Genomic DNA, 26441 nt, shown 5'->3' on the forward strand with positions numbered 1-26441 from the left:
GAGCGCCGTCTCGGCGACGGTTCCGGTCGAAATATTGCCGAAAAATCCGAATCGAGCTCAGAAATCAGATAGATTATTACACTATGTGCTGCTGCTGTTGAACGAGGCGAGAGGGAACGGCGTTCCCTCCGCCGGAGGGCCTGTCTCGCCCTACGGTGGCACCGACATCGCTTGCTGATGTATGACCTACGAAGGAAGACGACGTGGACGCAACCAGGTCCAGTACGCTCGAATCGGGCGTGGACGATCCGAACCGGCGGTTTCTACAACCGGACATCGAAACGATGCCGCGGGAGCAACTGCGCGCTCTGCAGGAAGAGCGGGTGCTCGAGTTGGTGCCCGCCGCCTACGAGAACTCGCCGTTCTACCGTGAGCTCTGGTCGGCCGCTGGTGTGGATCCGGGGCGGGTGCGTTCTCTCGATGACTTCTTCGAGTTGGTGCCGACCTTCACGAAAGACGACGTCCGTGCCTATCGGGACCGGACCGGCGATCCCTTCGGCGGCCTGCTGCAAGTGCCGACGAGCCGACTGACGTCGATCATGACCACATCGGGCACGACCGGTATGCCGGAACTGCTACCGGAGATCTGGGAGACCCTGCCCCCACTGCCGGCTTGCTCGGCCCGCGATCTGTGGGAGATCGGTGTCCGGCCCGGCGACCGTGTGCTGGTACCGGCGGGCGTGATGCGCGGCTTCTATGACACGTTCTACCAGCAGATGGGGCTCGTCCCGATCTATCTCGACGCCTGGATCGGTCACGCTTCGGAGGTGGTCGCGGCCCTGCGGCGATTCCGGCCGACCTATATGCAGTTGTTGATGCCGACGCTGCTCGATCTGGAGCGGGTCGCGGATACCTACGACCTGCGAGAAGCGTTGTCGTCGCTCAAGGGCGCAGCCTTTGCCGGGCAGCCGCTCGGTGCGGCCCTCGCTGCCAAGGTGCGGAACGAGTGGGGGCTCGAGCTGTTCACCTACACCAGCGCCGGTGATACGGGAACCGCCTGGGAGTGTCGTGAGCACAACGGCTATCACCTCTGGGAAGACCTGGTCCTCGCCGAAACACTGGAAACCGACAGTCTGCGGGCTGTCGCGGCAGGCGAGATCGGCGAACTTGTCGCCACTGATCTGGACAATCGGGCAGCCCCGCTCATCCGGTATCGCAGCGGCGACCTCGTTCGGCTCGATGCAGGAATCTGCGGTTGCGGCCGTACCCATGCACGGCAGTGGATCATCGGCCGCCTGGGTGACGAGACGATCGTGAAAGGTCGGCCGGTAGTGGTCAGCGAATTGTGGCAAGCGATCGAAACGCTGGAAGCGACTCATGACGGGATGTTCCAGATCATTCGTGAGTCGCGAGTGGTCGACCGCCTGCGTCTGCGGGTCGGCTACCAGCCGGCCGAGGGCTTGGACCTGGACGGCCTGCGCGTCCAATTGCACGGTGTGATCACCGCGCAGGTGGGCGTCGAGCCGGAGATAGAACTTGTTCCGGTAGACGATTTGGTGGCCCGCAACTCCAGTGTGGCCAAGTTCGCGAGGGTGGTGAAGGCATGAGCCGGGAATCTATGACGGCAGCCATGGCCGGGCGGCACCCGTCGCTGGCCGGGATCGGACATTTCGCTCGTCCGGATGGTAATCGCGCGTTCGAGATCGGTTGGCCGGAATGCGATCGGGATACCGCCTGGGCGGCGCGGCTCTTGGAGGTCTGGGGTCTGGCGCCTGGCCAGCACGCGTTGTTGATCGGCCGCAATTCCGAAGGCCCGTGGCTCGGCCCGGTGGTTCGGGCCCTGCGGGAGTCGGGTGTGGTGTTCAGCAATGCCGAACCCTATGCCTGGGACGTCCGGCGTGCCGCGACCATCGTGAGCTTGTTGCCCGTGAAGGCGATCATCGGGCTGCCGGGGGAGATGGTGGAGCCGCTGCTTGCCGATGACCGGGCGGCCGCGGCCATGGTGGACAAGGCGCCGGTGATCTGGGCGCGGCGCGATGCGCTCGAACCGCTGCGCACCGCCGGACTGCGGCCCGCGGAGATGGCAATGCTGGGACCCGCGTTCGGCCTGTCGTGCCGGGAAGACACCGGGCTGCATCTCGATCCCGAGGAGTGGCAGGTCACCGCCGCCTCGGCGCGACCGCATCTCACGGTCACCGGAGACCGCCGGTACCGGGGACGGGACATCGAGTTGAACATGAACGGGACGATCGACGAGGCGCCGTGTGCCTGCGGTCTGCCCGGCCCCAGGATCCGCACCGAATAGCGCGGATACGGAACGGCCGGCCCCCGATGGTGGTCGAGCGTTTACGGGGGCGCGGCGTTTGCCGCGCCCCCGCTTCTTTCAGTCCACAGTCCCGGGATGTGCGATCGAGGATCGCGCAAGGATTCGCCGCGCTCGTTCGAACACGGGCTTGTCGATCATCTCCCCGTCCGCACGGACCGCTCCGGCTTGTCCGGTGAACGTCGCGACAACGCGCTGAGCCCACGCAATGTCTTCCTTGCTGGGCCGGAACGCGGCTGCCGTGGCGGCGATTTGCGCCGGATGGATGCAGAGCTTCCCGCCGAATCCCAGCGCGCGTGCCTGCTCAGCAGCCTCGGCGACGGCATCGCTGTCTCGAATCCGGACACTGACGCCATCGATCGGCGCCGGTAGATCGGCAACTTTCGATGCCAGGACCAGTGTGGACCGGGCCAGAAGCAATGATCGGTCGTCCTCGATCGCATCGATGTCATGTGCGAAGTCGACGGAGCCGAAGGCCAGCCGTCCGACCGCGGGGCAGGCAGCGAGTTCGTGCGCATGGTGTATCCCGAGCGCGGTTTCGACCAAGGCGACAACTCCCCGGTCGCTGCCGAGACACTCGCCGATCGTCGAAAGGTCCGCTGCTTTTTCTGCCTTCGGCACGACGACCCCGCGCAGTCCGGGAGAGGTCGCGATCGTGTGGATGTCGCTGTCGGCCCAGGGGGTGTCGACGGCATTGATCCTGACCCATGCCCGGCCGCCGTCCGACAGCCATTTCGCGGCGGCGGCCCGGGCACGTGCCTTGTGGTTGTCGGCGACGGCATCTTCGAGGTCGATGATGATCTCATCGGCGCCGCTTTCGGCTGCTTTGGTAAACCGGTCGGGCCGGTCGCCGGGCACGAACAGCCAAGTGGCCGAAGACATTCCGATCATGAGGGATCTCCGGGGGTGCGCGGATGCGTGTTCGAGTGGGCCGGGTGGGAAAGGCGTTCGGACCAGAGCCGGAGGCAGGGGAGTTGCGGCAGTTCGGGCCGGAGATCGCAGTCGACGGCCACATGTGCGTACGGATGGTCCCGCATGCGTCGCGCGAACGCCTCCGCTGCGGCGAGATCGCACTGATAACTGAGGCGGATTCCTACCGACGGGAATGTGACGCACACGCGGCGACGGTGAGGATCGAGCACAGGGGGAATCGATGGCACAGCGATCACATCCAGATCAGTATTCATGCTCTGTGTAGGGGCGGCTCGAGGGATTCGATCGGCCGATTGATCCGACGCCTGTAGCCGTAGAAATCACCATATTATAAAACTATATGTTCCCGCTGTAGTGGGTCCGGTGATCCGTCCGGTCGGAGCGCTCGGCATCGAGCCGTATTCGGGCCCCCCTCACTGCGCGGCATCGGGGCAGCACTCTAGCGGCTGCGACCCTCCCGATGAGGCGTGATCTTGCGTTGCCGCATCCGGACGGCGCATCGGAATCCGAACTGCGAGGCGGGCATCCATCGTGATGGAGCTCGCAAGCGACGGCATGAACGCCCGTATAGTATAATAAGTTATATAATGCAGGCTTACGTATGCCCGCGCGGCTCAGTGTGGGAAGGATGCACTCGTGGATTTTGGGATGACCGATGAGCAGGAGATGCTCCGGAAGACCGCCCGGGATTTCGTGACGAAGGTGTGCCCGCCGGAGACGGCGAAGCGGTGGGACGAGGAAGGGGTGCTCCCGGCTGAGCTCTTGGACGGTTTCGCCGGTCTCGGCTGGTTCTCGCTCCCGTTCTCCGAGCAGGACGGTGGCGAAGGCGGTGGCCCGCTGGAGCTCGCCCTGATCGCGGAGGAGCTCGGGCGCGCGAGTTTCGATGTGGCCATGTGCTTCATCGGGGTTCTGATTCCCGCCATGACCGTGAACCGGTGGGCGAATCCGGAGCAGAAGCGGTGGGTGCGCGAGCAGATCATGACGGGCAAACATCGGCTCGCGGTGGCGATGTCGGAGCCGGAGTCCGGATCCGATGCCGCCTCTTTGCGGACCAGTGCCGTCGACGCCGGCGACCACTATGTGGTCAACGGTCAGAAGATGTGGTGCACGGGCGGGAGTCAGCCCAACACGACGATCGCGATGTACGTGCGGACCGGTGCGCGGGAGCCCAAGCACAAGGGTTTGACTCTCCTGCTGGTCGATCCGAACGCCGAGGGGGTGGAGATCCGCCGCACGCCGACGTTGGCGCGTCACATCCTGGGTACCACCGAAATCACGCTGTCGAATGTCAAGGTGCCCAAGCAACGTCTGGTGGGGCCCGAGGGGGAGGCGTGGAAGGTCATGCTCTCGAATCTCGAGCTGGAACGCGTTCTGCTCAGCGGCGGCTATGTCGGAGCCGCGCAGGCGACGCTCGACGAGATGCTCGAGTATTCGAAGGTCCGGCATGCGTTCGGCCGGCCGATCGGTGAATTCCAGGCGCTGGCTCACGCGATGGCGGACCTGCAGGTGGAAATCGACTCGGCACGCCTGCTGACGCGGCGGGCCGCATGGATGCTCAAGCAAGGGATGCCCTGCACGCGCGAGGGCGCAATGGCCAAGCTCAAGGGCTCGGAGACGTATGCCAACGCCGCTCGCCTCGGCATGCAGGTGATGGCCGGTCACGGGTTCTCGACGGAAAGCGTCATGAGTTTCCGTTATCGCGAATCCATCGTGACCACGATCTCCGGAGGGACGAGCCAGATCCAGCGCAACGGGATCGCCCGCAGCATGGGCCTGCGAACCTACTGATTCTCCGTATCCGGAAGGGGTCCTGTTCGGTTCGGCCCTGAGGAGCTTGTGATTGGATCTATCAATACGATAGAATCTCTCACAAATCTAGTTATCGTTTTCGATCGCTGTCGATGCGACCGACTGTGCGAAGGGACTTCACGAATGGCACTGATCACCAACTCGGTAGGGGTGCTCCCCTACAAGTTGCTGGATTTCGATCAGCACTCTGTCGAGGCGGAGGACTGCTTCACTCGGTTCATGCCCAAGGACAAGCTGGACACCGCGGTGCGGCCGATCGCGACGGCCGACGGCAAGGGCAAGCTCCTGCTGGCGAACGACCGGATCGTCACCGCCCTCGAAACAGACAATCTCGACCAGGCGTACGTGCCCGGCTCGCTGGTCGATATGCTCAAAGCCCGCTCATCCGGTGACGCGACCGACGCCGAGCGGTTCTACGAACCGATCCAGAAGGAATACCGGGACAAGGACGCGCGCCTGGTCCAGTTGACCGAGCAGCAGATCGAGCGGTCCATCATGTACCCGGGCGGCTGGGGCCTGTTCGTGTGGGCCTACCTGCGGGGTGACGTACTGTTCGACAACCTCACCTCCTTCAACCGGTGGATCGACGAGGACTGGGGTTTCAACACCCAGAACCGGATCTACGCCCCGGCCCTGCTGTCGCTGGACAACCTCGACCGGGCCTGCGAAGAACTCGACCGGGTGTTGGCGGCCGGCGCTCGATTCATCATGCTTCCCCCCGGGCCGGTCCACGGCCGGTCGCCCGGCGACCCCTACTTCGACCCGTTCTGGGCCCGGGTCAACGAGGCGCGGGCGGTGGTGTCCTTCCACATCACCGAGTACCACTATCAGGAAAACGTTGCGTCACACTGGGGTTGGGGCCTGGTCCCGCCGTTCCAGTTCTCCGCGTGGCAGTGGCAGAACACCTACGGTGAGCGGCCGATCACCGACACGTTGTCGGCCCTGATCTTCGACAACCTTTTCGGGCGTTATCCGAACATCAAGGTTCTGGTCAGTGAGTACGGCGCGGAATGGGTCCCGCACTTCATCCGGCACATGGACAAGAGCCGCGGCATGGCCCGCAACGGGCGCTGGCTGGGTGGTCAGCTGGACGAGCGGCCGAGCGTCATTTTCAAGCGGCATGTGCGCGTCGTGCCTTACCCGGAGGACGACACCGTCGATCTCGCCGCTCGGCTGGGCGGCGTCGATGCCCTCGTCATGGGTTCGGACTGGCCGCACGCCGAGGGCCTGCGCGAGCCCGCGGACTTCTACGCCAAGGTGGAGGGTCTCGGCGAGGAGGCGCGCAAACGCTTCCTGCGCGACAACGGGCTCGAACTGCTCGGCGCCGAGTAACGATCGTGGTTCCTACGCAACCGGCCCGGCCGAGGAAAGGGCGCGAACGCGAATGACGGGCAGTGAAGTCGTCCCATCGAGTCGAGAGGTCGTCGCGGCCGAGGAAGTCGGTGTCGATCCGTATCGACTCGACGTATTGCTCCGCCGGATTCGACTCGAGGTGGAACACGGGGCGCTCCCCTCCGCTCAGGTGGCCGTCGCCCGGAACGGTCGGCTGGTTGCGAACGAGACATGGGGTGCCGGGGCGCCCCGCTACCTCCTGCAGTCGGTGGGCCGGACCATCGTGGCGAGCGCGATCTGGAAACTCGTCGGTGACGGCAAGCTCGACGTAGCGGAACACGTCGCGGACATCATTCCCGAATTCGGTTCCAACGGAAAAGAAGTCGTCACGCTCGCACATATGCTGACGCATACCGCGGGTCTGGCCTTCGCCCCGCTCGGGTTTCCGAAAATGACCGATCGGGATGCGCGCCTGGCCGCCTTTGCCAAATGGCGCCTCGACGGCACGCCGGGCGAGGTTCTGCAGTATCACTTGACGTCCACCGCGTGGATCATCGCGGAGGTCGTCGAACGTCGGTCCGGGTTGTGCCTGGCCGATTACCTGCGCCGGGAGATCGCCGAGCCGCTCGGTCTCGACTTCGCCCTCGGGCTGACCGAGGAGGAGCAGATTGCCACCGTCGCGCCGATGGTCTGCACGGACGGCGACGGCTCCGACGTCGACCCGTGGGGACCCTGGTTCTTCCGGGACCGCCGCGTGGTGGCAGCCGGCGAGCCGGCGCATTCCGTCTGCGCCGGCGCCGCCGATGTCGCGCTGCACTATCAGGCGTTGCTCCACTCGCCGCTGTGGTCGCGTGAAATCATCGCCGAGGCGACCCGGCCGCAGGTGACCGCGGTCCCGGCGGGCGACAAGCTCTACGGGGGCGGGGTGAAACCGGCGTCGGTGGGCCTCTTCGTGAACGTCCGAGGTGACAACCCGGATGGCTGGATGCCGGCGACCGGCTCACCCGCCACATTCGGCCACGCCGGCTCCGCATACCAGATCGGTTTCTGTGATCCGGAGAGCGGGGTGTCGTTCTGCGTGCTCAGCAACGGCTATCCGCAGACCGGATACGACCTGACGCCGCGCGGTTCCTCCATGCTGATCAACTGGTCGAATCTCGCGGCGGATCTGACCTGACCGAAACAGACCGTCCGAGGGCGCACGGTCGGTCATGGCCGGCGCCGACCGAGAGGAATGGCCGCGCAGCTATGACAGCCGTGGACAAGTTCGAGTTCGTTCGTTATGAGGCGCTCGACGATGGGCAGATCGTCCGGATAACGCTGAACAGGCCGCAGGCCCGCAATGCGCAGAATCGGGGGCTGCTAGTGGAGTTGGACGAGGCGTTCGGTCTCGCCGAGGCCGACGACACCGTCCGAGTCGTGATCCTCGCCGGTGCGGGCACGGCCTTCTCGGCGGGACACGATATGGGTTCGGCGGTACAGCGGCAGGAGACCGAACCGGGTCCTGCCGCCCACCCCTCCACGCGCGTCCACGGTGGTAGCCGAGCAGGCGCGGTCGAGCAGCAGATGTTGCAGGAATGGCAGCATTTCTTCGCCAACACCCGCAACTGGCGCAACCTGCGCAAGATCACTGTCGCGCAGGTCCAGGGCAACGTGCTCTCTGCCGGTCTGATGCTGATGTGGGCCTGCGATCTCATCGTCGCGGCCGAGGACGCCGTCTTCGCCGATGTCGTCGGGACCCGGTTGGGGATGTGCGGTGTGGAGTATTTCGCACACCCCTGGGAGTTCGGTCCTCGGAAGACGAAGGAACTTCTGCTCACCGGGGATGCGCTGGATGCCGAGGACGCCTATCGCCTGGGCATGGTCAGCAAGGTCTTCCCGCTGGAGGAGCTCGAGCGCCGGACCGTCGAATTCGCCCGCCGGATCGCCGAGCGCCCCACGATGACAGCGCTGCTGATCAAGGATTCGGTGAACCAGACGCTCGACGCGATGGGCTTCAGCACCGCGCTCCAGAACAATTTCTATCTGCACCAGCTCAACCACGCGCACTGGCGGGACGTGAACGGTGACGGCTACCCGGCCGCGAAGCCGGGAGTGGATGCACCCGATTGGCGCACGGCGGGGCAGCCACGGCTGGCGCGGCGCGATATTCCCTGAACGTCGGTCCGCAACGTTCGCCCGACCTCGCACCCGAGTTGCCCGTCCGCAACGGGGGAAGGTTTGCAACAGTTCCATCGAACACAAATGGGTGGCACCGCGCAGCGGTGCCACCCATTTGTGACTTCCGGGAATGTCCAGATCGGCCTGTCGTGCCGTCAGGACCGCGTTACCTCGGGCTCGACGTAGTCGGCTCCGCGAATCAGCCGGACGGGGGTGAATACCAGGACCTCTTCGTCGCGCTGATTGCGTACGCTCACGTGAGCGGTGACCACCCCGCGGCCCGGTTTGCTCGACGCCCGTGATTCGGTTGTCCGCACCAGGGCGTGCAGGGTGTCGCCGACGTACACCGGGCGCTTGACCGACAGCTCCATGTGCATAAAAGCAAGGCCGGTCCCGTTGAGGACATTGGTCTGCAGGATCAGGCCTTCGGCGATGCAGTAGATCATCGCGCCGGGGATCAGCCGGCCGGTGTAGCCGCCGGCGGACGCATGCGAGTTGTCGTAGAACAACGGTTCGTTGAACCCGCCCCAGGTGATGAACTGGACAAGGTCCGCTTCGGTAATCGTGCGGCGCGCGGTGCGGAAAACCGATCCGGGGATCATCTCCTCCCATGTCTTACCGCGCACCAGCGGTTCGACCTCGGCGCTGGAAAGTTGTGGTTCGGTCACGGTCATGGATCTCCGATCCTGAGTCTCTGATGCGGGCCCGAGACGGGCTTTGGATAAATAGTTTAACTGATTATCTGCGTTGGACTTCCGCCAGCACATCTCGGCGTTCGGTGGCGCCTCAGGCCCGGAGAGGGGCTTCCCGGCGCAGCACAGCACCTTGCGCGTTGAAGAAGAAACCGCCCGGAGTGAGCATGGCCGAGGCCGCACCGTCGACCTGCCTGCTTCCGGCGTCTCCGCGCAACTGCACAACCGCCTCCCGGAGGTGCCCGGCGCCCTGCGAGCCACCTTCGGACAGACTGCCGCCGTGCGGGTTCACCGGCACTCGCCCGCGCAGCAGGATTCTGCCTTCTCCGGCATCCCAGTTGTCGCGCAGGAAATCACCGGCCTCGCCGTCTGCGCAGAATCCGTAGGACTCGAAGGCGCGCAGAGTGATGATCGAGAAGCCGTCGTAGGGCAGGAAGACGTCCACATCGTCGATCCAGAGGTCGCTGCGTGCGCGCAGAGCGGCAGCGGTGACCTGTTGCCCGGTGTTTCGCAGATCGGCGGTCAGATGTTCTTCGGGGTGTGCGGTGATTCCCATCGCCAGCGCGTGGACCAGCACCGGGACCGTCGGCAGATCCGCGGCCAGATCTGCCGATGTGACCACGAAGGCGTCGGCACCGTCGATCGGTACATCCATGTCGTAGAGGCAGAGGGGCTCCCGGATCATTCGTGCGCCGAAATAGTCCTCGCGGCTCATCGGAGTCCGCATGACCGCGCCGGGATTGTCCGCCGCGTTGCGGCGGCCGTTGAGCGGGATCAGGGCCAGATCTTTGCGGGTGCGGCCGAATTCGGCCAGATAACGGGCGGCCCAGGCGGCGTAGCCGGTCGATCCGAACATGCCCCACGGCTCGGTGTCGGTGTGCCCGTCACCGGTGGAGGCACGGCCGTCGGGAAGCCCGAACGCCGCGCGCGAGCGGAACGCGCCCGCTCCGAGCCGATACATCGAGTGATAGACGACCACGGCTCGACAGGTGCCCGACGCCACCGCGTGCACCGCGCTCATGAGTCCGTTGACGATCGGTGGTTTCGCGGGCGCCCAGAACGTGACGTTCGGCAGACCCAGGGCCGAAACCACGGTCGCCGCATCGACGCCGCCGGTGATGACGCCACTTCCGACGACCCCGTCGATGTCCTCGCGGTGGAGCCCGGCATCCCGGATCGCCTCGATCACCGCATCGGTGACCATCGAGAGCTCGGTGGTGTCCCGGTCGCGCGCGTACGGAGAGCGGCCGATACCGCTGATCGCCACGATGTCCTTCAACGAGGTCATCGAGCCACCCCCCGGAAGGCGGGCCACGGCGCGCCGTCGCGTTCGATCCAGGTCAGCTCCACCGGCTGGCCGATCCGCTGCCGTTCGGGCGGGGTATCGACCAGGGGAGCCGCGATCCGTAGTCCGGGCTGCTCGGCGAGTTCGATCGCGGCCAGCGGCCACGGTGGTGAGTAGGGAACGCCCGGTGGGCCCTGATGGAGCAGGGTGAGCACATGCACGTGGCCGCGGCCGGTCACTTCCCGCGGCGCGTCCACGGGGGACCAGCAGAAGGGGCAGCGTGAGCGTAGCGGCAGATGCCAGCCCAAGCATTCGTCGCAGTGTCCGGCGAGCAGTCGGCGCTCGAGCAGGCCCGCGTAGTACGGGGCGTTCACCTGATCGAGACGGATCCCGGGATATGCCGCGAACACAGCGTCCAATCCTGTTTCCGGAGTAGAGGTTTTCACGTTTCAGACACCCATTCGGTCGAGTAGCCGGTGATGCGCCGCGGTAGGACCACCGAGGAGGTTCTGTGCCGCACGGGCGCGGCGGAAGTACAGATGCGCGGGGTGTTCCCAGGTGAATCCGATACCGCCGTGCACCTGGATCGTCTCCGCAGCGACGTGTTCGAAAGCCTCGGAGGCGGTGATATAGGCGGCCACGGCCATAGCGGAGGCATCCCGCTGCCTCTCGGCGACGGCCGTACATGCCGCCTCGGTGGCAGCGTCGGCCAATTCAGCCCGCATGAGCATATCGGCGAGTTTGTGCTTGATCGCCTGGAATGATCCGATGGGACGGCCGAACTGGACACGTTCCTTGGCATATGCGACCGACATCTCCAGGCAGCGGCGCAGGCCGCCCACTTGCTCCGCGGCAAGTGCGAGCCCGCCGAGGTCGACGACGTGCCGCAGCACCGAGGACGCCTCGCCGGCCGCCCCGACGAGGACCGCTGGTGTATCCACGAGAACCACCTCGCCGAGCGGCCTGGTGCCGTCGAGAGTGTCCAACGCACGAACGGCGAGGCCGGTGGCACCCCGTTCTACGGCGAACAGGCTCGGGCCCTGGGGTGTGCGTGCCGACACTAGGAGAAGGTCGGCCGTACCGGCATGGGGCACAAACGATTTGGTTCCCGTGAGCAGCCAGCCCCCCGCGTCCGCCGGGACCGCGGCCGTCTCGCACGTATCGGCGTCCCAGCTGCCCGCCGCCTCGGCGACCGCGAGGGTGGCGATCGTGGTGCCGGCCCCGATGCTGGGCAGATAGCGGGCGCACGCCGGCTCGTCGCCCGAGGCCAGCAGGGACTGGGCGGCGAAGACGACCGAAGGTACGAACGGCGAGCACAGCAGTGCCGCCCCCATTTCCTCCAGGACCACGCGCAGTTCCGGGAATCCGAAGCCGTCGCCGCCGAATCGCTCGGGGATCGCCAGCTGCATCAACCCGAGCTGCTCGGCCATCTCTGACCACACTTGCGGGTCGTGCCCGAGCCGGTCCGGATCCTCGGCGATCTTGCGGACCGCTTCCTCCCCGGAGTGCTCGGTGAGAAAGTCCCGCACCGTGGCACGCAGGTCAGCTAATTCCTCGGCTCCCGCGCTGTTGGTATTTACCCCGTCACTCGCTGCATCGCCGGTCATCGCGTGCCCTCCTTCGGCAGGCCGAGCACGCGCTCGGCCAGGATGTTCTTCATGATTTCCTCGGTACCGCCGAGGATGCGCAGCGCCGGCGCGCTCAGCAGCAGGTCAGCCCAGGCGAAGGTGCCCCAGCCACCGGTATCGGCGATGATCCGCGGCCCGAGCGCGTCGGCGGCGAATCGTGATCCGCGGATCAGGTTCTGGGCGAGCGCGAGCTTCGAGATCGACCCTTCCGGGCCGGGCGCGCTGCCCGCACGCAGCCTGCGGGCCGCGCGTTCGTTGAGCGACTTCGCCGCCTGCACACTCGCGAGCAGGGATGCGAGGTCGCGGCGCAGGGCGCCGTCGTCCGCCCGCGAGACGGCGCGCAGCAGCCCGCTCAACCGATCGGCGGTGAGCGCACCGGCGGCTGCGCCGCCGCTCTCCCCGCCGACGGTCGCCCGTTCGTTCATGAGTGTCGTCATGGCCACCTTCCACCCCTCGTCGACAGGGCCGAGCCGCTGGGTGTCCGGGATTCTGACGTCGGTGAGGAAGACCTCGTTGAACTCGGCGCTGCCCGTCATCTGACGGAGCGGGCGAATTTCCACGCCCGGGGTGTCCAGATCGAGGAGGAAAGCGGTGATGCCGCGATGTTTGGGCGCATCGGGATCGGTCCGGCACAGTAGCTCGCCGACCTGGGCGTGTTGGGCGACCGAGGTCCAAACTTTCTGCCCGTTGATCACCCAGTGGTCGCCGTCGCGGACCGCGCGCGTGGTAACGCCCGCCAGATCCGAACCGGCGGCCGGTTCACTGAACAGCTGGCAGGCAATGACCTCGCCGGAATACATCGGCCGCAGGTACCGCTCATGTTGCTGGGGGGTGCCGTGGGCGAGGATGGTCGGCCCGATCATCCCGAGCCCGATAACGGCGAGGACGCCGGTGTCAGGGACGTCGTACTCGGCCTCGAGGGCATCGTAAGCGAGGTCGTGCACTTGGCCGAGGCCGCGGCCGCCGAACTCGGCCGGCCCCGTGATCCACCCGAAGCCGTTCTCGAACCGGGTGCGCTGCCACGCTCGTGCCGCGTGGACGGCGGCCGCCTCCTCCTCGGCGGGCAGGGTGCTGAAATAGCCGACACGGTCGCTGCCCTGTCCCCAATGGAACTGCTCGGTGCTCCGCCGCAGGGCATGGGCGTCGAGGAATGCCCGCGCTTCGCGGGTGAAGTCGGCAAGGTCGGTCGCCACGGCGATCCTCCGTCTTTCCGGTCCGGACGTCACCGGACGATGGTCTGTCTCACAGTGCGAGACCGGCTGATTCGCGGCATGTTCGTCTGCCGCGCGGTATCTACGCGGTAGCCCTGCGGCTACACGCGGATGACGTCCCCGCCGGGGTATCCGCCGCCGCCGAAGCGCAGATCCAGCGCGGAATAATCCTTCTCCTCGCCGTCACGGGGGATTTCGTCCACGAAGACAACGGATTTCGGCTTCTTGTACGACGCAATGCGTTGTTTGCAATAGGTGATCAGCTCGTCCTCGGTCACCGTGGCGCCTTCCCGCAGGACGACGACGGCTACCACCGACTGCACGAAGCGTTCGTCCGGTGTTCCGATCAGAGCGGCCTCACGTACCGCGGGGTGGGTCTCCAGGCAGAACTCGACCTCTTTGGGGAAAATGTTCTCGGCGGCGGATTTGATCATCCGGGTGCTGGTGCCGACGAACTCGATGGTGCCATCGGCTTCGCGGCGGCCCAAATCCGTTGTGCGCCACCAGCCGTCGCGCATGCGCCGGGCATTGGTCTCGGGCCGGTTCCAGTAGCCGGCGTGCACGATCTCGCCGCCGATCGCGATCTCACCGACCTCGCCGACGCCGACCTCGTTCCATTCGTCGTCGACGATGCGTACCCGCGAGAACGGGCCGGGACGACCGGAATTGCCGGTGCCGTGCCCGCCGTGTCCGTTGAAGATCGCCAGTCCGGTTACCTCGGTCTGCCCGAAGCCGCCAGGGAACAATCCCCAGAGCGCTTGCTCGGTACCGACCAGGCCGTCTCCCCACAGTTGGCCGTATACCCCGGCCTTCAGACTCGTCAGGTCGTGCCGGGCCGGATCGTATTTCTCCTTCATCTGCAGGATCGTCGGCGGCATCAAGAAGGCGGCGGTGACCTTCTCCCGCGTCACGATGTCGAGCAGTTCCTGCGCGTCGGCGCGGCGGACGAACACATTCGTCGCGCCCTGGACGAACGCCGCCATCGCCTCCCACTGGAAGTTGCCGATGTGGAACAGCGGCCCGGAGTTGAGGAATACCGAGTTGCTCGCGGTGGAGTTGAGATACGACGATTCGATGCCCATGCAGATGAGGTTGTGCTGGGTGATCATCGAGCCGTTGGGTCGCCCGTCGATCGCTGCGGTGTAGATGACCAGTAGCGGCAGGTCGGCGTCGACGGTGTCCCAGACATCGGTCGCCGGCTGTGCCGCGAGAATGGTGTCGACGTTGTCCGCGCCCGGAAGGTCGTGCTGCCACCAGACGGCGCCGCCGTCGGTGAGCTCCCTGGCCGCGCGAACCGTGTCGCCGATTTCCTCGTCCTGCCAGACCACCACGGTCGGTGCGAAATCGTCGATCACGAATGCCATCTCGTAGGCCGACATTCGCCAGTTGACCGGGCAGACCATGGCACCGAGTTTTCCGCAGGCGCCGAGGAGTTCGAAGACTCGCGCGGAAGTCTGGCCCAGCCACAGGACGCGGTGACCGGACTGGACGCCCTGCGCTGCGAGGGCATGGGCCAGCCTGTTCACGCGGTCGTCGAACTCCGGCCAGGTGAGGCGTAAGTCGCCGTCGATGACCGCGGTCTTGTCCGGAAAGCTGCGACGGTGCTCGCGAATGACATCACCGACGGTGACGAGACGCATGGGACCTCCTGAAGGCGCGTGCTCGATGAAAGGCATGAATCAGTTTTATAATTATGCTACATATCCGGTAAGTCAACCGGATGCTGGTCGAGTAGTTGCTGCGCCAGCAGAACTTTCCGAACCTTGCCCGACGGCGTCAGTGGGAACGACTCGACGATGCGCCAGTCCCGGGGAACCTTGAACCCGGCGAGGCGTTCGCGGGCGAACTCTTCGAGCTCCGCGAGGTCCGGCAACCCCGCAGCAGGCCGGACGAATGCGACCGGCACCTGACCCCACTTGTCATCCGGTGCGGCAACGACGGCCGCTTCGGCGATGGCCGGGTGCTGGACGAGAACCGCCTCCACCTCGGCGGGGTAGATGTTTTCTCCGCCTCTGATGATCAGGTCGCGCAACCGGCCACGCAGTGTGACGATGCCGTCGGAGTTCATCTCGGCGAGGTCGCCGGTGTGCAACCAGCCTTCCTGGTCCACAACGCCCGACCGCCGGTTTTCGTTCTCGTGCCAGTATCGGCCCATAGTGAGCCTGCCGCGTACGCACAGTTCGCCGGCAACGCCCGGTCCGAGTGGCTTCCCCGTGCCGATATCGGCGATCCGGACTTCGCGGTGCGGGTTGACTCGGCCGATCGTCGTCGCCTTGACCCACGCGGGGTCCCCCACGCGAGTCTGTATCGCCGAAGGAGCTTCCGACTGTCCGTAGCCGTTGAGGATTTCGCCGCCGAACGCCCGCTCGACCCGGGTGATCAGCTCCGGGGCGATATCCGAACCGCCGAGCATCATCCACTTCAGCCGTGGCAGATCGGGCGAATCATCGCAGGCCTCCAGCATCGAGATGAACATCGTGGGTACGCCGCCGAAGTAGGTGACCTCCGCGCGCCGCAGCAGGGCGAGCGTGGCCGCCGGCTCGAAACTGGGCAGTACGACGAAGGCGGAACCGCGTAACAGCGCCGCGGAGCTGGTGCACACCGACCCGCCGACATGATGGAAGGGGAGCGGGGAGCACACGATATCCTCCTCGTCGAGGCCGATGGTCACATGCGACAGCGGCCCGACGTTGGCCCCGACGAGGTGGTTGAGCGCCGCTCCCTTCGGCGCACCGGTCGTTCCCGAGGTGTACTGGATCCGCAGTATCGATTCGGGTGACACGTCGGGGAGCGCCGTCGGGGTGATCCGATCGCCCTGTGTCACCGCCTCGAGCGGTAGAACCACGGGGTGCGGAGTCACTTCCAGTCCTTGCGCGAATCCGAGCAGGTCACGACCGCGCCACACCGGCCCCGCCAGCAGAACCCGCGTCCCGGAGTCGGCGATGATATGTGTGGCTTCGGCGGTAGTCAGTGCCGGGTTCATCGGGACCAGCACCATTCCCGCCAGTGCGGCGCCGTACTCGGCCAGAATCCAATCGACGGAATTGGCCGCCCAGAGTGCCACGCGGTCTCCCGGGGCGGCCACCTGCTGCAACCGTGCTGCTGTCGATTCGACGCGGCCGAGCATCGTCATGAAGTCCAAGCGACGCAGGTTGTCGTCTTCTTCCCAGAGCAGGGCGGTGGCATTGCCGCGGCGTCGGGCGGTCTCGCGGAACCGCGCGCCGACCGAGCTCTCTACGAGTGCCGGGATTGCTCCTCCCTGGCTGACGGCGGGGTGATGCGATTCACTTCTCACAGGCATTAGTTAACTATATCGCCGGAATGGTGGCCGAGCAGGGGACGATCGAGCCGATTTTCCGGGCTCGCACGGGATATAAGGTAATTAATTTGGTTCTAAGTGGTCGATGAGTGAGGGGTGAAAGACATCATGACGTCGGCGATCATGGCCGGTCGGCCGTCCGGCGCCGCGACTTCTCCGCGCGCTACCCCGGATGTCCGGCCGCTGCGGATCCGGATCCCGTGCACCGGCACCGGGCCGGGACCCGGGCCGGCGCCGCGAAGGTAGTGGCAGTTCAGGGACAACACCTCCGGCGTGCGCACACCGTCGTTCACGGCCGAGACCGCGCAGAGTTCGGCCAGCAGCGCGCCGAGCCCACCGTGCAGTGTGCTGGAACGGTTGTGGAACGGTGTCGGATCGGCAAGCTCGAAGGACGTCCCGCCGAGGTCCTTGCGGAACCCGGTGAGGCCGAGCATGCGACCGAACGGAGTGCTCGTGGGGTCGACCGGATCTCCGGCCGGCCCGCGGGGTGCGGGCGGCGCCGCGTACTGCGGAGGCGAGGTATCGCCGCGATCCGTGGTCCGCGGCTCGCGGATCGCCCACCAGCTGGTGGCCCGAGCGAATTCGGTATCCGAATCGTCGAGCACGCACGCCGTTGCCAGCACGTAGTCGCCGCGCCGAGCGGCGGGCGCGGCCACGGCCCGGATCTGGCCGATCGGGTGCGGGCGGCCCGTGACATGTACACCGAGCATGGCCGTGGAGAGCGCACGGTCGGGTTCCAGCGTGCCGACCGCCAACCCGGTCGCGGCGTCGCACAGCAGTGCGGCCAGACCGGCGGCACCGGCTCCGGCCCACTGGGGCCCGAGATCGAGGGCGGTCTGTACGTGTCCGTCGGTCGTCGACGAGCTGCGAATGCCGAGACGGACCAACGCCGGAACCGGTGGCAGGGCCGTCCACCATTGCACGGTCACGCGCTCAACCTCCCATACTCAGGCCGCCGTCGACCGTGAGAACGGAACCGGTGCAATACCCGGCATCGAGCAGGAATTCGACCGCGGCCGCGAGTTCGTCCGGATTGCCCCGTCGGCCGACCGGGATCATTCCGAGGATGGCCGCACGAGTCTTCTCCGGCATCGAGGCGGTCATGTCGGTTTCGAACACGCCCGGCACCACGGTGTTCACCGTGATTCCGTGTCGAGCCGTCTCCCGCGCGAGCGACCGTGTCAGTCCGTGCAGTCCGGATTTCGCAGCGCCGTACGCGGCTTCGCTGGGGCTGCCCATGACCGCGGTAACCGAGCTGACGTTCACGATCCGGCCGTAGCCGGCGGTCCGCATGAGCGCGATCGCGACGCGGGACAGATGGAATGCGGCCGAGAGATTCACCGCCACGATGCGCTCCCACTCGGCGACGCCGGTGTCCGTCGAGCGGGATTCGAGCAGCAGGCCCGCGTTGTTGACCAGGTGATCGATGCGGCCGTACTCGTTGTGGACGTCCTCGACGAGCCGCACACATGTCTCCGGATCGCCGAGGTCTGCCTGCACCACGGTGACGCCGTCCAGTTCTCCCCGCATGCGCTGCGCGGCGGCGGTATCGCCCCGGTAGACGGCGACGACGCGGATGCCGCGCATCGCCAAGCGCCTCGTGACGGCCGCACCGATACCTCGGGTGCCTCCGGTCACGAGGGCAACGCGAGACGTGTCGCCGTGCCCTCTGTCAGACATCGAGCGGTCCTTTCTCTTTCCCTTGTCGGGCAACGCTTGCGAATATCTATCGAATAACTGGCCTGATCGGTGCTGGTCGTGGCCGATCGGACAGCCGTCGCATCACATGAGCTGGTTCCCGGCGCCGATCAGCAACTGGGTACCGGTCATGAACCGCGATTCGTCGCCGGCGAGGAAGGCGCCCGGCCGCGACGTCCTCCGCTTCTTGCATGCCCTCCGGCAGGGCGGTAGTGGTGACGTGTTTGAAGAGCCAGGATTCGTAGTCGGTCGGCGTCGGGGTGGCCGCGCCGTCGACGAACGGACCTACCGCCATCGCGGTGTTGACGCCGTTCGGGTGGATCGTGTTGACGCGGATGTTGTACTGCGCCACTTCGACCGCCAGTGTGCGGCACAGGCCGACGAGTCCGGTCTTCGCCGTTCAGGTTCACTTCGATCGCGATGTCCCACTGCTGCTCGGTGAGCTCCCACATCCGACCGTTCGCAGTGGTGCCGGCGTTGGCGACGACGATGTCGAGCCGGCCGAAGCGACGCACGCCCTCGTCGGCGACCGTCGTCAGCGCTTCGAGGTCGCGCACGTCGGCCCGGGTGACCAGGGTCCGGCGCCCGGTCCGCTCGACCAGCCGCCCCGTTTCCGCCAGCTCCTCCGGCGTGGCAGGCGCCGTAATCGTGAAATCCACCGCGCCCGCCACGTCGACTGCGATGATGTCCGCGCCTTCTTCGGCCAAGCGCCCGCAGTGCGCGCGGCCTTGTCCGCGTGCCGCACCTGTCACGAACGCGACGCGTCCGTCGAGCCTGCCCACAGATTTTCCCTCTCGTCGAGCCGTCGATGGACGTGAATTCTCAATGATCGAACTGTATACAGAAGCTGGCGGGCGGCTCAACGCAAGGCGGGAAGAAGGAGACAGGCTAATGTGAATAATTATCTATCTGATAATATCCCTCTCGGTCAGGAGGATTGCATGACAACAACCGACGACGCGGTGCTCTACAGTGAGGCCGCCGGGGTGGCGACCATTACGTTGAACCGGCCGAGTGCGCGCAACGCGATCAACTCGGCGCTGGCCACCGGCCTCTCGGCGTGCCTGCGCGAGGCGCTGGCGGCAGAGTCGGTTCACGTCATTCTGCTGACCGGCGCCGACCCGGCCTTCTGCGCCGGCCTCGACATGAAAGAGTTCACCCGCACTCAGCGACCGCCGGAGGGGGCGACGGCCGCGATCACCGCCCTCGCAGACTCCACCAAGCCCACAATCGGGGCGATCAACGGCGCTGTCGCGACAGGAGGGCTCGAACTTGCGCTGGGCCTGGATCTTCTCATCGCTTCCGACCGGGCGCGCTTCGCCGACACCCATGCGACGGTCGGGATCCTCCCCGGCGGAGGAATGACTGCGCGGTTGCCGCGCGCAGTGGGGCCGCGGTTAGCGCTGGACATGTCGCTGACCGGGCGCGTCCTCGGCGCCGAGGAGGCATTGCGCAGCGGATTGGTGTCCCGGGTCGTCCCTCACGAGGAATTGATGCCGGTCGCGCGCGGGATCGCCGAGACCATCGCCGCGAAGGATCCTTACGTCATACGTGAATTGCTGGCGCTGTACCGGTACAGCGGCGAGCACTCGCTGCCGGAGGCGCTGGCGCACGAATTCGCCGAGCGGGAGGCACGCCGGGCCGCAGGGGGGCAGCTCGTTCCCAAATCCGCGATTGGGGCGCGGCCCTAGGCTCCTGTCGGATCCTGGAGGAAGAACAGGACATATGCCCGATCGCACCACGCCGCCGGACCCCTGGTGGTACATCCCGCAGGAGTTGCGGATCCGCTACGACCTCATCTGCCGCAGTATCCCGAATGCTCTGCGCCGGACCGCGGTCTCCTATCCGAACGGGCGCGCGCTTGTCGGTGAGGACGGCCACCGCACCTTCCTCGAACTCGAGGCCGACATGCTGCTGGCCGTGCGCGCGGTGCAGGCGTTGGGAGTAAAGCGGGGTGATCGAGTCGCGATCTGGGCTCCCAACTGCGGCCGGTGGATCCTCGCCGCCCTCGCCGCCCTCGGTGCCGGTGCCGTTCTGGTACCGATGAACACGCGATTCAAGGGTGAAGAAGCCGCCTACATTCTGCGCAAGAGCGGGGCACGGCTGTTGTTCGTCGCCGACGGCTTTCTCGGCAACGATTACCTGGACATGCTGGCTCGTGCGGATCCGGGCAGTGCGGTGCTGCGTCCGGGAGCGACGGTACTGCTCAGCGGGACCGCGCACGGCGACCGGATCGGCTGGGAGGAGTTCCTCGCCGACGGTACGGCGCTGCCGATCGAGCAGGCGACGGCCGCCATCGACGCGGTGGGGCCCAACTCGGTGTCCGATCTCATGTTCACCTCGGGGACCACCGGTCACCCGAAGGGCGTGGTCATCACCCACGGCCAGTCTTTGCGCGCCCACGGGTACTACTCGAAGCTGATGGGATTCCGCCCCTCGGACCGGTATCTGATCATCCCGCCGTTCTTCCACTCTTTCGGATACAAGGCCGGTTGGATGGCCTGTCTGGTGCACGGCGTCGCGATCCTGCCGCAGGCAACGCTGGATGTCGATGACGTGATGCGCCGGATCGAGCAGGAACGCGTGTCGATCCTGTTCGGGCCGCCGACGGTGTTCGAGGCCATTCTGGACTCACCACGCCGGTCCGAATTCGATCTCTCCTCGATACGCAACGTCATGGCTTCCTCGACCGTCGTCGCCCCGGACCTCGCCGCCCGGATCCAGGAGGAGCTGCGCCCCGAGACGATATGGAGCGGCTACGGGCTTACCGAGGCGTCCGCCCTGGTGACCTCGACGATCCCGTCCGACGACCTCGACCACATCGTGCATACGGTCGGCCGCCCGGCCTGGGAGGTGGAGGTCCGGCTCGTCGACGGGGGCGGAACCGACGTCCCCGTGGGCTCTCCCGGCGAGCTCTGGGTGCGCGGATACAACGTCACGTCGGGCTACTGGGAGGATCCGGAATTGACCGCGGAGGCAATCGATTCCGATGGCTGGCTGCACACCGGTGACATCGCGACCTCCGATGCCGACGGCTACCTCAGGATCACCGACCGGATCAAAGACATGATTCTGGTGGGCGGTTTCAATGTGTACCCGGCGGAGGTGGAGCGCATTCTCGGGGAGCATCCCGCCGTGGAGTCGATCGCGGTCGTGGGCGCACCCGACGCGCGGCTGGGTGAGGTCCCCGTCGCCTACGTGGTGATCCGGGACGGCGCGACGCTGACCGAGGAGGATTTCTTGGCCTGGTCGGCCGAGCGTATCGCCAACTTCAAGCGGCCACGCCGGATGATCATCCTCGATGCGCTCCCGCGCAATTCCAGCCTGAAGGTACTCAAGAACGTGCTGCGCGAACGGGCGACCGCACTGGAATGAGGCACCGGCACGCACTGTAGCGGGGGCCGAAATCTGCCGTCGGACCTGGTTATGAGGCGCACAGCGTGGCCACCTGACTCAGCAGCGCTCGCCGGCAGACCTCCAGGTTCAGTGAGCTGTCGGTGAACCACTCCCAGACGACGCCCCGGATCATGGCCATGACAGCGGTGCTGACCAAGGTGGTGTCCAAGTCGCGGCGCACAGTGCCGAGTGCTGTGCCCTCCCGTAACGCGGCCTCGATCCGGCGCCGGAACGCCACGTTCTGCGCATGAACAACGGGCCGCAGCTCCGGCAACGCGGTGACCGCCTCGAAGGTGACGACGAGGTATGCGCGGCATGCGTCCGGATTTCGGTCCAAGCCGTCGAGCACCGCGGCGATATCGGCTTCGATGCGCGCGAATCCGCGGTGGGATTCGTCCAGTGGATTCTGTGCCAGCACGTGCTCCACGACTGCTGCCAGCAGCTTCGGTTTGGAGCCGAAGTAGTGCGTAGCCAGGCTTCTGCTGTAGCCGGCGCGCTCACCCAGGTCCGCCAGCGTCATATTCGCGTATCCGCCGTCGGCGAGCAACCGGACCGCCGTCTCGATGATGGCCGCGCGGGCGGCTCCACGGCGTTGCGCCTGAGTTCGTTTCGGTGTGCGAGTGATTGACGTCACCATGCGCCCCATGTTACTAGTTAAGAGTCCAATTAATTTATTTACCTATTTTCCGTCGGTCGGTGCAGACCTGGAGGTTGATGTGGTCGACAGTGCAGTCGCCGTGGTGACCGGCGCCGCGGGTGGTCTCGGACTCGGGTTTGCGGAAAGCCTCGTGTCCAGGGGGATGAGGGTGGTGATCGCCGATATCGACGGCGATGCACTGGCCTCGGCCGAAGAACGCCTGCGTGAGCAAGGGGCGGAAGTACTCGCTGTTCGCACGGATGTCACCGAGGCAAAGTCGGTGATGGAGCTCTCCGCGCGTACCTTCGACCGCTTCGGCCGGGTCGACGTGGTCTGCCTCAACGCCGGAGTGTCCATGCGGGGGCGAGCGTGGGAACTGTCCATCCCGGACTGGCGCTGGGTTTACGACGTCAACGTCTTCGGTGTAGTTCACGGGATCCGCGCGTTCGTTCCGGCGTTGCTGGATGCCGGCGCAGGTCACATCCTGATCACTGCCTCGAACAGTGCCGCGACCACGCTCGCGGCGCTCGCCCCCTACGTGTCCAGCAAACATGCGGTTGTAGCTGTCGCGGAAACCTTGCAACACGATCTTCGCGATGTCGGTTCCGGCGTGCAGGTCTCGGTCGTACTGCCCGGCGCAATTCGGTCGAGGATGGCGGACGCGCTGCGCAATCGCCCGGCCGACTACGGCAGCGCGTCCATCCCGGAGGACGTGACTCGCGCGAGCCGCGCGTTCCTCGACCGGTTCGGGGCGGATCCGCGAGCGATGGCAGACGACGTTCTTCGGCACGCCCTCGACGAGGGTCGCTTCTGCATCTTCACCGACCCGGCAGACGCGGCGATGCTCGTCACCCACACAGAAGCCCTGCGCGACGGCGAGTTGCCGCCCGTCATCGCGCCGGTCTCACAGGAGGTCAAATGAATCAAGCAATCGTGGCGTCGGCGGACGCGGAGGCACGCGCGCGTGCCGCCGGAGTACCGATCGTCGATTTCGACCCGGAAAGCGATCCGGCATTCAAGGCCGACCCACTCGGCATGATTCTGGCGGCGCAGCGGTACGGCGATGTCTTCTACAGCACGGCGGCACGCGGTTTCTGGGTCGTGACCCGGCACGAACTGTGCCGGATGATCAGCCAGGACCTGGAGGCCTACTCGAACCGGGAAACGTTCACCTTCTACCGCAACCCACCGCCGATCTTCCATATCCCGGCCAACCTCGACCCGCCCGACCATGGCAAGATCCGGCGGTTGATCGGGCCACTGCTCTCGGCCGCGGTGGTGCGCAAGCTCGAGGAGCGGGCCAGGGCCTCGGTCGCGAAGATCGCCGAGGAGGTCATCGCGCGGGGCCACTGTGACTTCATGGCCGATGTGGCACTTCGGATTCCGGCCGAGGTCTTCCTCGAGCACATGGGTCTGCCGCTCGACCGCGCCGACGAGATCACCGCGACCCGGCTGCTGCCGGGCAAACTCAACGCCAGCAACGACCCCGACGGCACGCAGCTGGCCGCGGCGGTAGCCGCGGTGCGCGAAATGTTCGAGGAGGTGGTGGCCGAGCGCCGCCGTCGGCCCGCCGACGACATCCCGAGTTATCTGCTGTCCCAGACCGTCGACGGCAAGCCGCTCACCGACGAAGAAGTGCTGCAGCTGTGCCACACCCTGCTCGGTACCTCGCTGGGCACGACCGCATCGACCATGACATTCATGTTCCAACGGCTCGCCGGAGAACCCGAGCTCCGGCGGAGCATCAACGAAACGCCGGAGATCGTCAAAGGTCTCGTCGAGGAGGCGCTGCGGTGCTACCCGGCTATTCCGATGGTGTCGCGAACCGTTCGGTCCGACCGCGATTTCCACGGGATCCCGTGGAAGGAGGGTGACCGGCTGGTGCTTCTACTGTCCGCGGCGAACGCCGACCTCGACGTGTTCCCGGAGCCGAACCAATTCGATCCGGACCGCCGCCCGGTACGTCACCTGGGGTTCGGTGCCGGCCCGCACCGATGCGCCGGTTCGCTCCTGGCGCAGATGGAGCTCCGAGTTCTCGTCGAGGAATGGCATCGGCGTATCCCGGACTACTACGTCGGCGATCTGTCCGAACTGACGCACGAGGTGTCGGTCGCGGTCCGCATGACGACCTTGCCCCTTGTGGTCGGCGCGCCGGCCGCGCAATGAGCCTCTTCCCGGCGCACAACCCCTCAGACATCGCAAGGAACAAGTAGATATGCCCCATCTTCGCCTCTCGTTCGATCTTCGCCGACCGGAGTTCGTCACCGCCAGTTCGGCGGAGCTCGCAGCGACGATGCTCGACATCTGCGAGTGGGCCGACGGCCTCGGCTTCGACATGACCTACTTCGGCGAGCATCACGGTGCGGAGGACCACTACCTCCCCTCACCGCTGGTCGCCGCGGCCGCCGCCGCCGGGCGTACCTCGCGGATGCGGTTCCGGCCCATCCTGCTCACTCCGCTGTATCACCCGATCCGCCTCGCCGAGGACATCGCGGTGGCCGACCTGGTCAGTAATGGCCGAATGAGCCCGGTCTTCGCCGCGGGCTACCGGAAGCAAGAATTCGACATGTACCACGTCGAACTGAGTGAGCGGCGCGAGCGGTTGCTCGAGGCTGTGGAGGTCTGCAAGCGCGCCTGGACCGGCGAGCCGTTCGACTTCTGCGGCACCACGGTGACCGTCACCCCTCGGCCCGCCCAGCATCCGCGCCCGCCGATCATCATGGGCGGGGCGGCGGAGGTGCCCTCCCGGCGTGCCGCCCACCTGGCCGACGGCTTCGACCCGGCGGAACCCAAGGCATGGGAGTTCTACCGGGATGAATGCCTGAAGCTGGGTCGCGACCCCGGGCCGTGGGTGCCCCGCAGCCCGACATTCCTGTACGTGACCCATGATCCCGACGTGGCGTGGGCGGAGGTCGGCCCGAACCTCCTGCACGCTGCGAACACCTACGCTCGATGGATCGCGCAGTCCTCGATGCGAGAAAGCGAGTGGTACCCCCCGATCTCATCCGTGGACGAGTTACGTGCCGGGAATGCCTACGAGATCGTCACTCCCGAGCGTTGCGTCGAAATCGGTCGCGAACTCGGCCCCGAGGGGCACCTGGTCTTGCGGCCGCTCTTCGGTGGGACCGAACCGGAAAACGCGTGGGCCAGCCTGCGGTTGTTCGAGTCCGAGGTATTGCCGCACCTCGAGGTGCCCGCCCGGGTCCCATGACGGGCTGAGATAGACGATGCCTCGGGTAGCTTTTCCTGAAAGAGGCATCACATTCAACTGATTGTTTCCCAGAGTGGAGTGGTTTATGACAGGGACACGACTAGCCGGACAGACCATCTTGGTCACCGGGGCGGGGCAGGGGATCGGCCGGGGCACCGCCCTCGCACTGGCGAAAGAAGGGGCGCAGGTCGCCCTCGCCGGTCGGACGAAGGCGAAGTGCGAGGTCGTCGCGAAGGAGATCGAAGGCTTCGGCGGGACCGCGCTCGCGCTCGGTTGCGATGTGACCGAGCGGTCACAGGTGGACCGGGCGGTAGCGGACCTGGTCGAGCATTTCGGGGGCTTGACCGGGCTGGTGAACAACGCCGCCTCCAGCGTTCAGCAGCCACTCGCACAGGTCACCGACGCCGACGTCGAGTTGTGCTGGCGCTCCGGTGCGATGGGCACCCTCTACGGAATGCAGGCGGCGTTACCGCACCTGCGCGCCGCGGGCGGTGGTTCGATCGTCAACTTCGGTTCGAGCACGGCGGTCGACGGCAACGCCACCTTCGGTGCCTATGCCATGGCGAAGGAGGCGATTCGCGGGCTGTCCCGGGTGGCCGCGCGGGAATGGGGGCGCTACAACATTCGAGTGAATGTCATTGTGCCCGTGGCTAATTCGCCGGCATCCGTGGAATTCGGCGAGGAGCACCCCGAGCGTTTCGAGGCGGTGCAGAAATCGCTGGCCCTGCGCCGGGTGGGCGACTGCGAGACCGATATCGGCCGCGCCGTCGTCGCCCTCGTATCGGACGATCTCTCCTATATGACCGGTGACACCCTGATGCTGACCGGCGGTAAGTGATTCACCGGTCCAGCGGACCCTTTTCGGCA

23 protein-coding genes and 1 pseudogene are annotated in these 26441 nt (G+C 66.2%); 12 read left to right on the top strand and 12 right to left on the bottom strand.

What is annotated here, in order from left to right; genetic code table 11:
- The first annotated feature begins 203 nt into the window (after nt 1-203).
- The gene (locus ACQPYR_RS14685) at nt 204-1547 is read left to right on the top strand and encodes a phenylacetate--CoA ligase family protein (protein ID WP_433632449.1); all 1344 of its coding nucleotides are present in this window, start codon (nt 204-206) and stop codon (nt 1545-1547) included.
- Nucleotides 1544-2245, top strand: coding sequence for a hypothetical protein (locus tag ACQPYR_RS14690; protein WP_433632452.1), 702 nt, complete (start codon nt 1544-1546; stop codon nt 2243-2245). The genes ACQPYR_RS14685 and ACQPYR_RS14690 overlap by 4 nt, the downstream gene beginning before the upstream one ends.
- Nucleotides 2246-2323: 78 nt before the next feature.
- Here the strand turns inward: ACQPYR_RS14690 and ACQPYR_RS14695 are convergent, their stop codons facing one another.
- Nucleotides 2324-3154 (bottom strand): HpcH/HpaI aldolase/citrate lyase family protein, encoded by an 831-nt coding sequence (locus ACQPYR_RS14695; protein WP_433632455.1) that lies wholly within the window; start codon nt 3152-3154, stop codon nt 2324-2326.
- Between the two features lie 690 nt (nt 3155-3844).
- Here ACQPYR_RS14695 and ACQPYR_RS14700 point away from each other — a divergent pair.
- From ACQPYR_RS14700 to ACQPYR_RS14715, 4 genes are all read left to right on the top strand, one after another.
- Complete coding sequence (locus ACQPYR_RS14700) at nt 3845-4984, top strand: acyl-CoA dehydrogenase family protein (protein WP_433632458.1); 1140 nt, start codon at nt 3845-3847, stop codon at nt 4982-4984.
- A 144-nt stretch (nt 4985-5128) separates the two neighbouring features.
- Entirely contained in the window at nt 5129-6337 is a 1209-nt protein-coding gene (locus ACQPYR_RS14705; protein ID WP_433632461.1) for an amidohydrolase family protein, read from the top strand.
- Nucleotides 6338-6389: 52 nt separating this feature from the next.
- Nucleotides 6390-7514, top strand: a complete 1125-nt coding sequence (locus ACQPYR_RS14710; protein ID WP_433632463.1) for a serine hydrolase domain-containing protein — start codon at nt 6390-6392, stop codon at nt 7512-7514.
- 71 nt (nt 7515-7585) lie between these two features.
- Nucleotides 7586-8494, top strand: coding sequence for an enoyl-CoA hydratase (locus tag ACQPYR_RS14715; protein WP_433632465.1), 909 nt, complete (start codon nt 7586-7588; stop codon nt 8492-8494).
- A gap of 158 nt (nt 8495-8652) precedes the next feature.
- Here ACQPYR_RS14715 and ACQPYR_RS14720 read toward each other — a convergent pair whose 3' ends face one another.
- The 10 genes and pseudogenes from ACQPYR_RS14720 to ACQPYR_RS14765 all read right to left on the bottom strand — a co-directional run bounded on the left by ACQPYR_RS14720 (nt 8653) and on the right by ACQPYR_RS14765 (nt 19157).
- Nucleotides 8653-9171: a MaoC family dehydratase gene (locus tag ACQPYR_RS14720; protein ID WP_433632467.1), complete on the bottom strand. Its 519-nt coding sequence runs from the start codon at nt 9169-9171 to the stop codon at nt 8653-8655.
- Nucleotides 9172-9283: 112 nt separating this feature from the next.
- Complete coding sequence (locus ACQPYR_RS14725; protein WP_433632470.1) at nt 9284-10477, bottom strand: thiolase family protein; 1194 nt, start codon at nt 10475-10477, stop codon at nt 9284-9286.
- On the bottom strand, nt 10474-10884 hold the full coding sequence (locus ACQPYR_RS14730) for a Zn-ribbon domain-containing OB-fold protein (protein ID WP_433632473.1): 411 nt from the start codon (nt 10882-10884) through the stop codon (nt 10474-10476). Before ACQPYR_RS14730 ends, ACQPYR_RS14725 begins: the two co-directional genes overlap by 4 nt.
- A 39-nt stretch (nt 10885-10923) precedes the next feature.
- The gene (locus ACQPYR_RS14735) at nt 10924-12081 is read right to left on the bottom strand and encodes an acyl-CoA dehydrogenase family protein (protein ID WP_433632476.1); all 1158 of its coding nucleotides are present in this window, start codon (nt 12079-12081) and stop codon (nt 10924-10926) included.
- Nucleotides 12078-13295: an acyl-CoA dehydrogenase family protein gene (locus ACQPYR_RS14740; protein ID WP_433632478.1), complete on the bottom strand. Its 1218-nt coding sequence runs from the start codon at nt 13293-13295 to the stop codon at nt 12078-12080. The genes ACQPYR_RS14735 and ACQPYR_RS14740 overlap by 4 nt, the downstream gene beginning before the upstream one ends.
- Nucleotides 13296-13414: 119 nt before the next feature.
- On the bottom strand, nt 13415-14953 hold the full coding sequence (locus ACQPYR_RS14745; RefSeq protein WP_433632481.1) for an AMP-binding protein: 1539 nt from the start codon (nt 14951-14953) through the stop codon (nt 13415-13417).
- A 56-nt stretch (nt 14954-15009) separates the two neighbouring features.
- Nucleotides 15010-16614: a class I adenylate-forming enzyme family protein gene (locus ACQPYR_RS14750; RefSeq protein WP_433632483.1), complete on the bottom strand. Its 1605-nt coding sequence runs from the start codon at nt 16612-16614 to the stop codon at nt 15010-15012.
- Between the two features lie 92 nt (nt 16615-16706).
- A complete protein-coding gene (locus ACQPYR_RS14755; RefSeq protein WP_433632486.1) occupies nt 16707-17561 on the bottom strand; it encodes a hypothetical protein in 855 nt (284 codons plus the stop codon).
- Between the two features lie 4 nt (nt 17562-17565).
- A complete protein-coding gene (locus ACQPYR_RS14760) occupies nt 17566-18312 on the bottom strand; it encodes an SDR family NAD(P)-dependent oxidoreductase (protein ID WP_433632488.1) in 747 nt (248 codons plus the stop codon).
- Between the two features lie 102 nt (nt 18313-18414).
- Nucleotides 18415-19157: pseudogene (locus tag ACQPYR_RS14765) on the bottom strand (SDR family oxidoreductase).
- 114 nt (nt 19158-19271) lie between these two features.
- Here ACQPYR_RS14765 and ACQPYR_RS14770 point away from each other — a divergent pair.
- Both ACQPYR_RS14770 and ACQPYR_RS14775 read left to right on the top strand, forming a co-directional pair.
- On the top strand, nt 19272-20021 hold the full coding sequence (locus tag ACQPYR_RS14770) for an enoyl-CoA hydratase (RefSeq protein WP_433632491.1): 750 nt from the start codon (nt 19272-19274) through the stop codon (nt 20019-20021).
- Nucleotides 20022-20055: 34 nt separating this feature from the next.
- A complete protein-coding gene (locus ACQPYR_RS14775; protein WP_433632494.1) occupies nt 20056-21705 on the top strand; it encodes an AMP-binding protein in 1650 nt (549 codons plus the stop codon).
- Between the two features lie 49 nt (nt 21706-21754).
- Here the strand turns inward: ACQPYR_RS14775 and ACQPYR_RS14780 are convergent, their stop codons facing one another.
- Nucleotides 21755-22363: a TetR/AcrR family transcriptional regulator gene (locus tag ACQPYR_RS14780; RefSeq protein ID WP_433632496.1), complete on the bottom strand. Its 609-nt coding sequence runs from the start codon at nt 22361-22363 to the stop codon at nt 21755-21757.
- On the opposite strand from ACQPYR_RS14780, the gene ACQPYR_RS14785 reads away from it, so the two are divergent.
- The 4 genes from ACQPYR_RS14785 (at nt 22347) to ACQPYR_RS14800 (ending at nt 26412) form a co-directional block, all read left to right on the top strand.
- The gene (locus tag ACQPYR_RS14785) at nt 22347-23285 is read left to right on the top strand and encodes an SDR family NAD(P)-dependent oxidoreductase (protein ID WP_433632498.1); all 939 of its coding nucleotides are present in this window, start codon (nt 22347-22349) and stop codon (nt 23283-23285) included. The genes ACQPYR_RS14780 and ACQPYR_RS14785 overlap by 17 nt on opposite strands.
- Nucleotides 23282-24529 (top strand): cytochrome P450, encoded by a 1248-nt coding sequence (locus tag ACQPYR_RS14790; protein ID WP_433632500.1) that lies wholly within the window; start codon nt 23282-23284, stop codon nt 24527-24529. The genes ACQPYR_RS14785 and ACQPYR_RS14790 overlap by 4 nt, the downstream gene beginning before the upstream one ends.
- Before the next feature lie 49 nt (nt 24530-24578).
- Nucleotides 24579-25574: an LLM class flavin-dependent oxidoreductase gene (locus ACQPYR_RS14795; protein WP_433632503.1), complete on the top strand. Its 996-nt coding sequence runs from the start codon at nt 24579-24581 to the stop codon at nt 25572-25574.
- An 85-nt stretch (nt 25575-25659) separates the two neighbouring features.
- Nucleotides 25660-26412, top strand: coding sequence for an SDR family NAD(P)-dependent oxidoreductase (locus ACQPYR_RS14800; RefSeq protein ID WP_433632506.1), 753 nt, complete (start codon nt 25660-25662; stop codon nt 26410-26412).
- Nucleotides 26413-26441 lie beyond the last annotated feature (29 nt).

The organism is Nocardia sp. CA-120079 (assembly GCF_050955745.1).
Lineage (GTDB): Bacteria > Actinomycetota > Actinomycetes > Mycobacteriales > Mycobacteriaceae > Nocardia.

Excerpts from the sequence above, each read along its gene's own strand:
- ACQPYR_RS14700 (WP_433632458.1), top strand. The coding sequence starts at position 3,845 with ATGACCGATGAGCAGGAGATGCTCCGGAAGACCGCCCGGGATTTCGTG.
- ACQPYR_RS14690 (WP_433632452.1), top strand. The coding sequence starts at position 1,544 with ATGAGCCGGGAATCTATGACGGCAGCCATGGCCGGGCGGCACCCGTCG.
- ACQPYR_RS14770 (WP_433632491.1), top strand. The coding sequence starts at position 19,272 with ATGACAACAACCGACGACGCGGTGCTCTACAGTGAGGCCGCCGGGGTG.
- ACQPYR_RS14800 (WP_433632506.1), top strand. The coding sequence starts at position 25,660 with ATGACAGGGACACGACTAGCCGGACAGACCATCTTGGTCACCGGGGCG.
- ACQPYR_RS14705 (WP_433632461.1), top strand. The coding sequence starts at position 5,129 with ATGGCACTGATCACCAACTCGGTAGGGGTGCTCCCCTACAAGTTGCTG.
- ACQPYR_RS14710 (WP_433632463.1), top strand. The coding sequence starts at position 6,390 with ATGACGGGCAGTGAAGTCGTCCCATCGAGTCGAGAGGTCGTCGCGGCC.
- ACQPYR_RS14725 (WP_433632470.1), bottom strand. The coding sequence starts at position 10,477 with ATGACCTCGTTGAAGGACATCGTGGCGATCAGCGGTATCGGCCGCTCT.
- ACQPYR_RS14720 (WP_433632467.1), bottom strand. The coding sequence starts at position 9,171 with ATGACCGTGACCGAACCACAACTTTCCAGCGCCGAGGTCGAACCGCTG.
- ACQPYR_RS14795 (WP_433632503.1), top strand. The coding sequence starts at position 24,579 with ATGCCCCATCTTCGCCTCTCGTTCGATCTTCGCCGACCGGAGTTCGTC.
- ACQPYR_RS14735 (WP_433632476.1), bottom strand. The coding sequence starts at position 12,081 with ATGACCGGCGATGCAGCGAGTGACGGGGTAAATACCAACAGCGCGGGA.
- ACQPYR_RS14750 (WP_433632483.1), bottom strand. The coding sequence starts at position 16,614 with ATGCCTGTGAGAAGTGAATCGCATCACCCCGCCGTCAGCCAGGGAGGA.
- ACQPYR_RS14695 (WP_433632455.1), bottom strand. The coding sequence starts at position 3,154 with ATGATCGGAATGTCTTCGGCCACTTGGCTGTTCGTGCCCGGCGACCGG.
- ACQPYR_RS14780 (WP_433632496.1), bottom strand. The coding sequence starts at position 22,363 with ATGGTGACGTCAATCACTCGCACACCGAAACGAACTCAGGCGCAACGC.
- ACQPYR_RS14745 (WP_433632481.1), bottom strand. The coding sequence starts at position 14,953 with ATGCGTCTCGTCACCGTCGGTGATGTCATTCGCGAGCACCGTCGCAGC.
- ACQPYR_RS14790 (WP_433632500.1), top strand. The coding sequence starts at position 23,282 with ATGAATCAAGCAATCGTGGCGTCGGCGGACGCGGAGGCACGCGCGCGT.
- ACQPYR_RS14715 (WP_433632465.1), top strand. The coding sequence starts at position 7,586 with ATGACAGCCGTGGACAAGTTCGAGTTCGTTCGTTATGAGGCGCTCGAC.
- ACQPYR_RS14760 (WP_433632488.1), bottom strand. The coding sequence starts at position 18,312 with ATGTCTGACAGAGGGCACGGCGACACGTCTCGCGTTGCCCTCGTGACC.
- ACQPYR_RS14775 (WP_433632494.1), top strand. The coding sequence starts at position 20,056 with ATGCCCGATCGCACCACGCCGCCGGACCCCTGGTGGTACATCCCGCAG.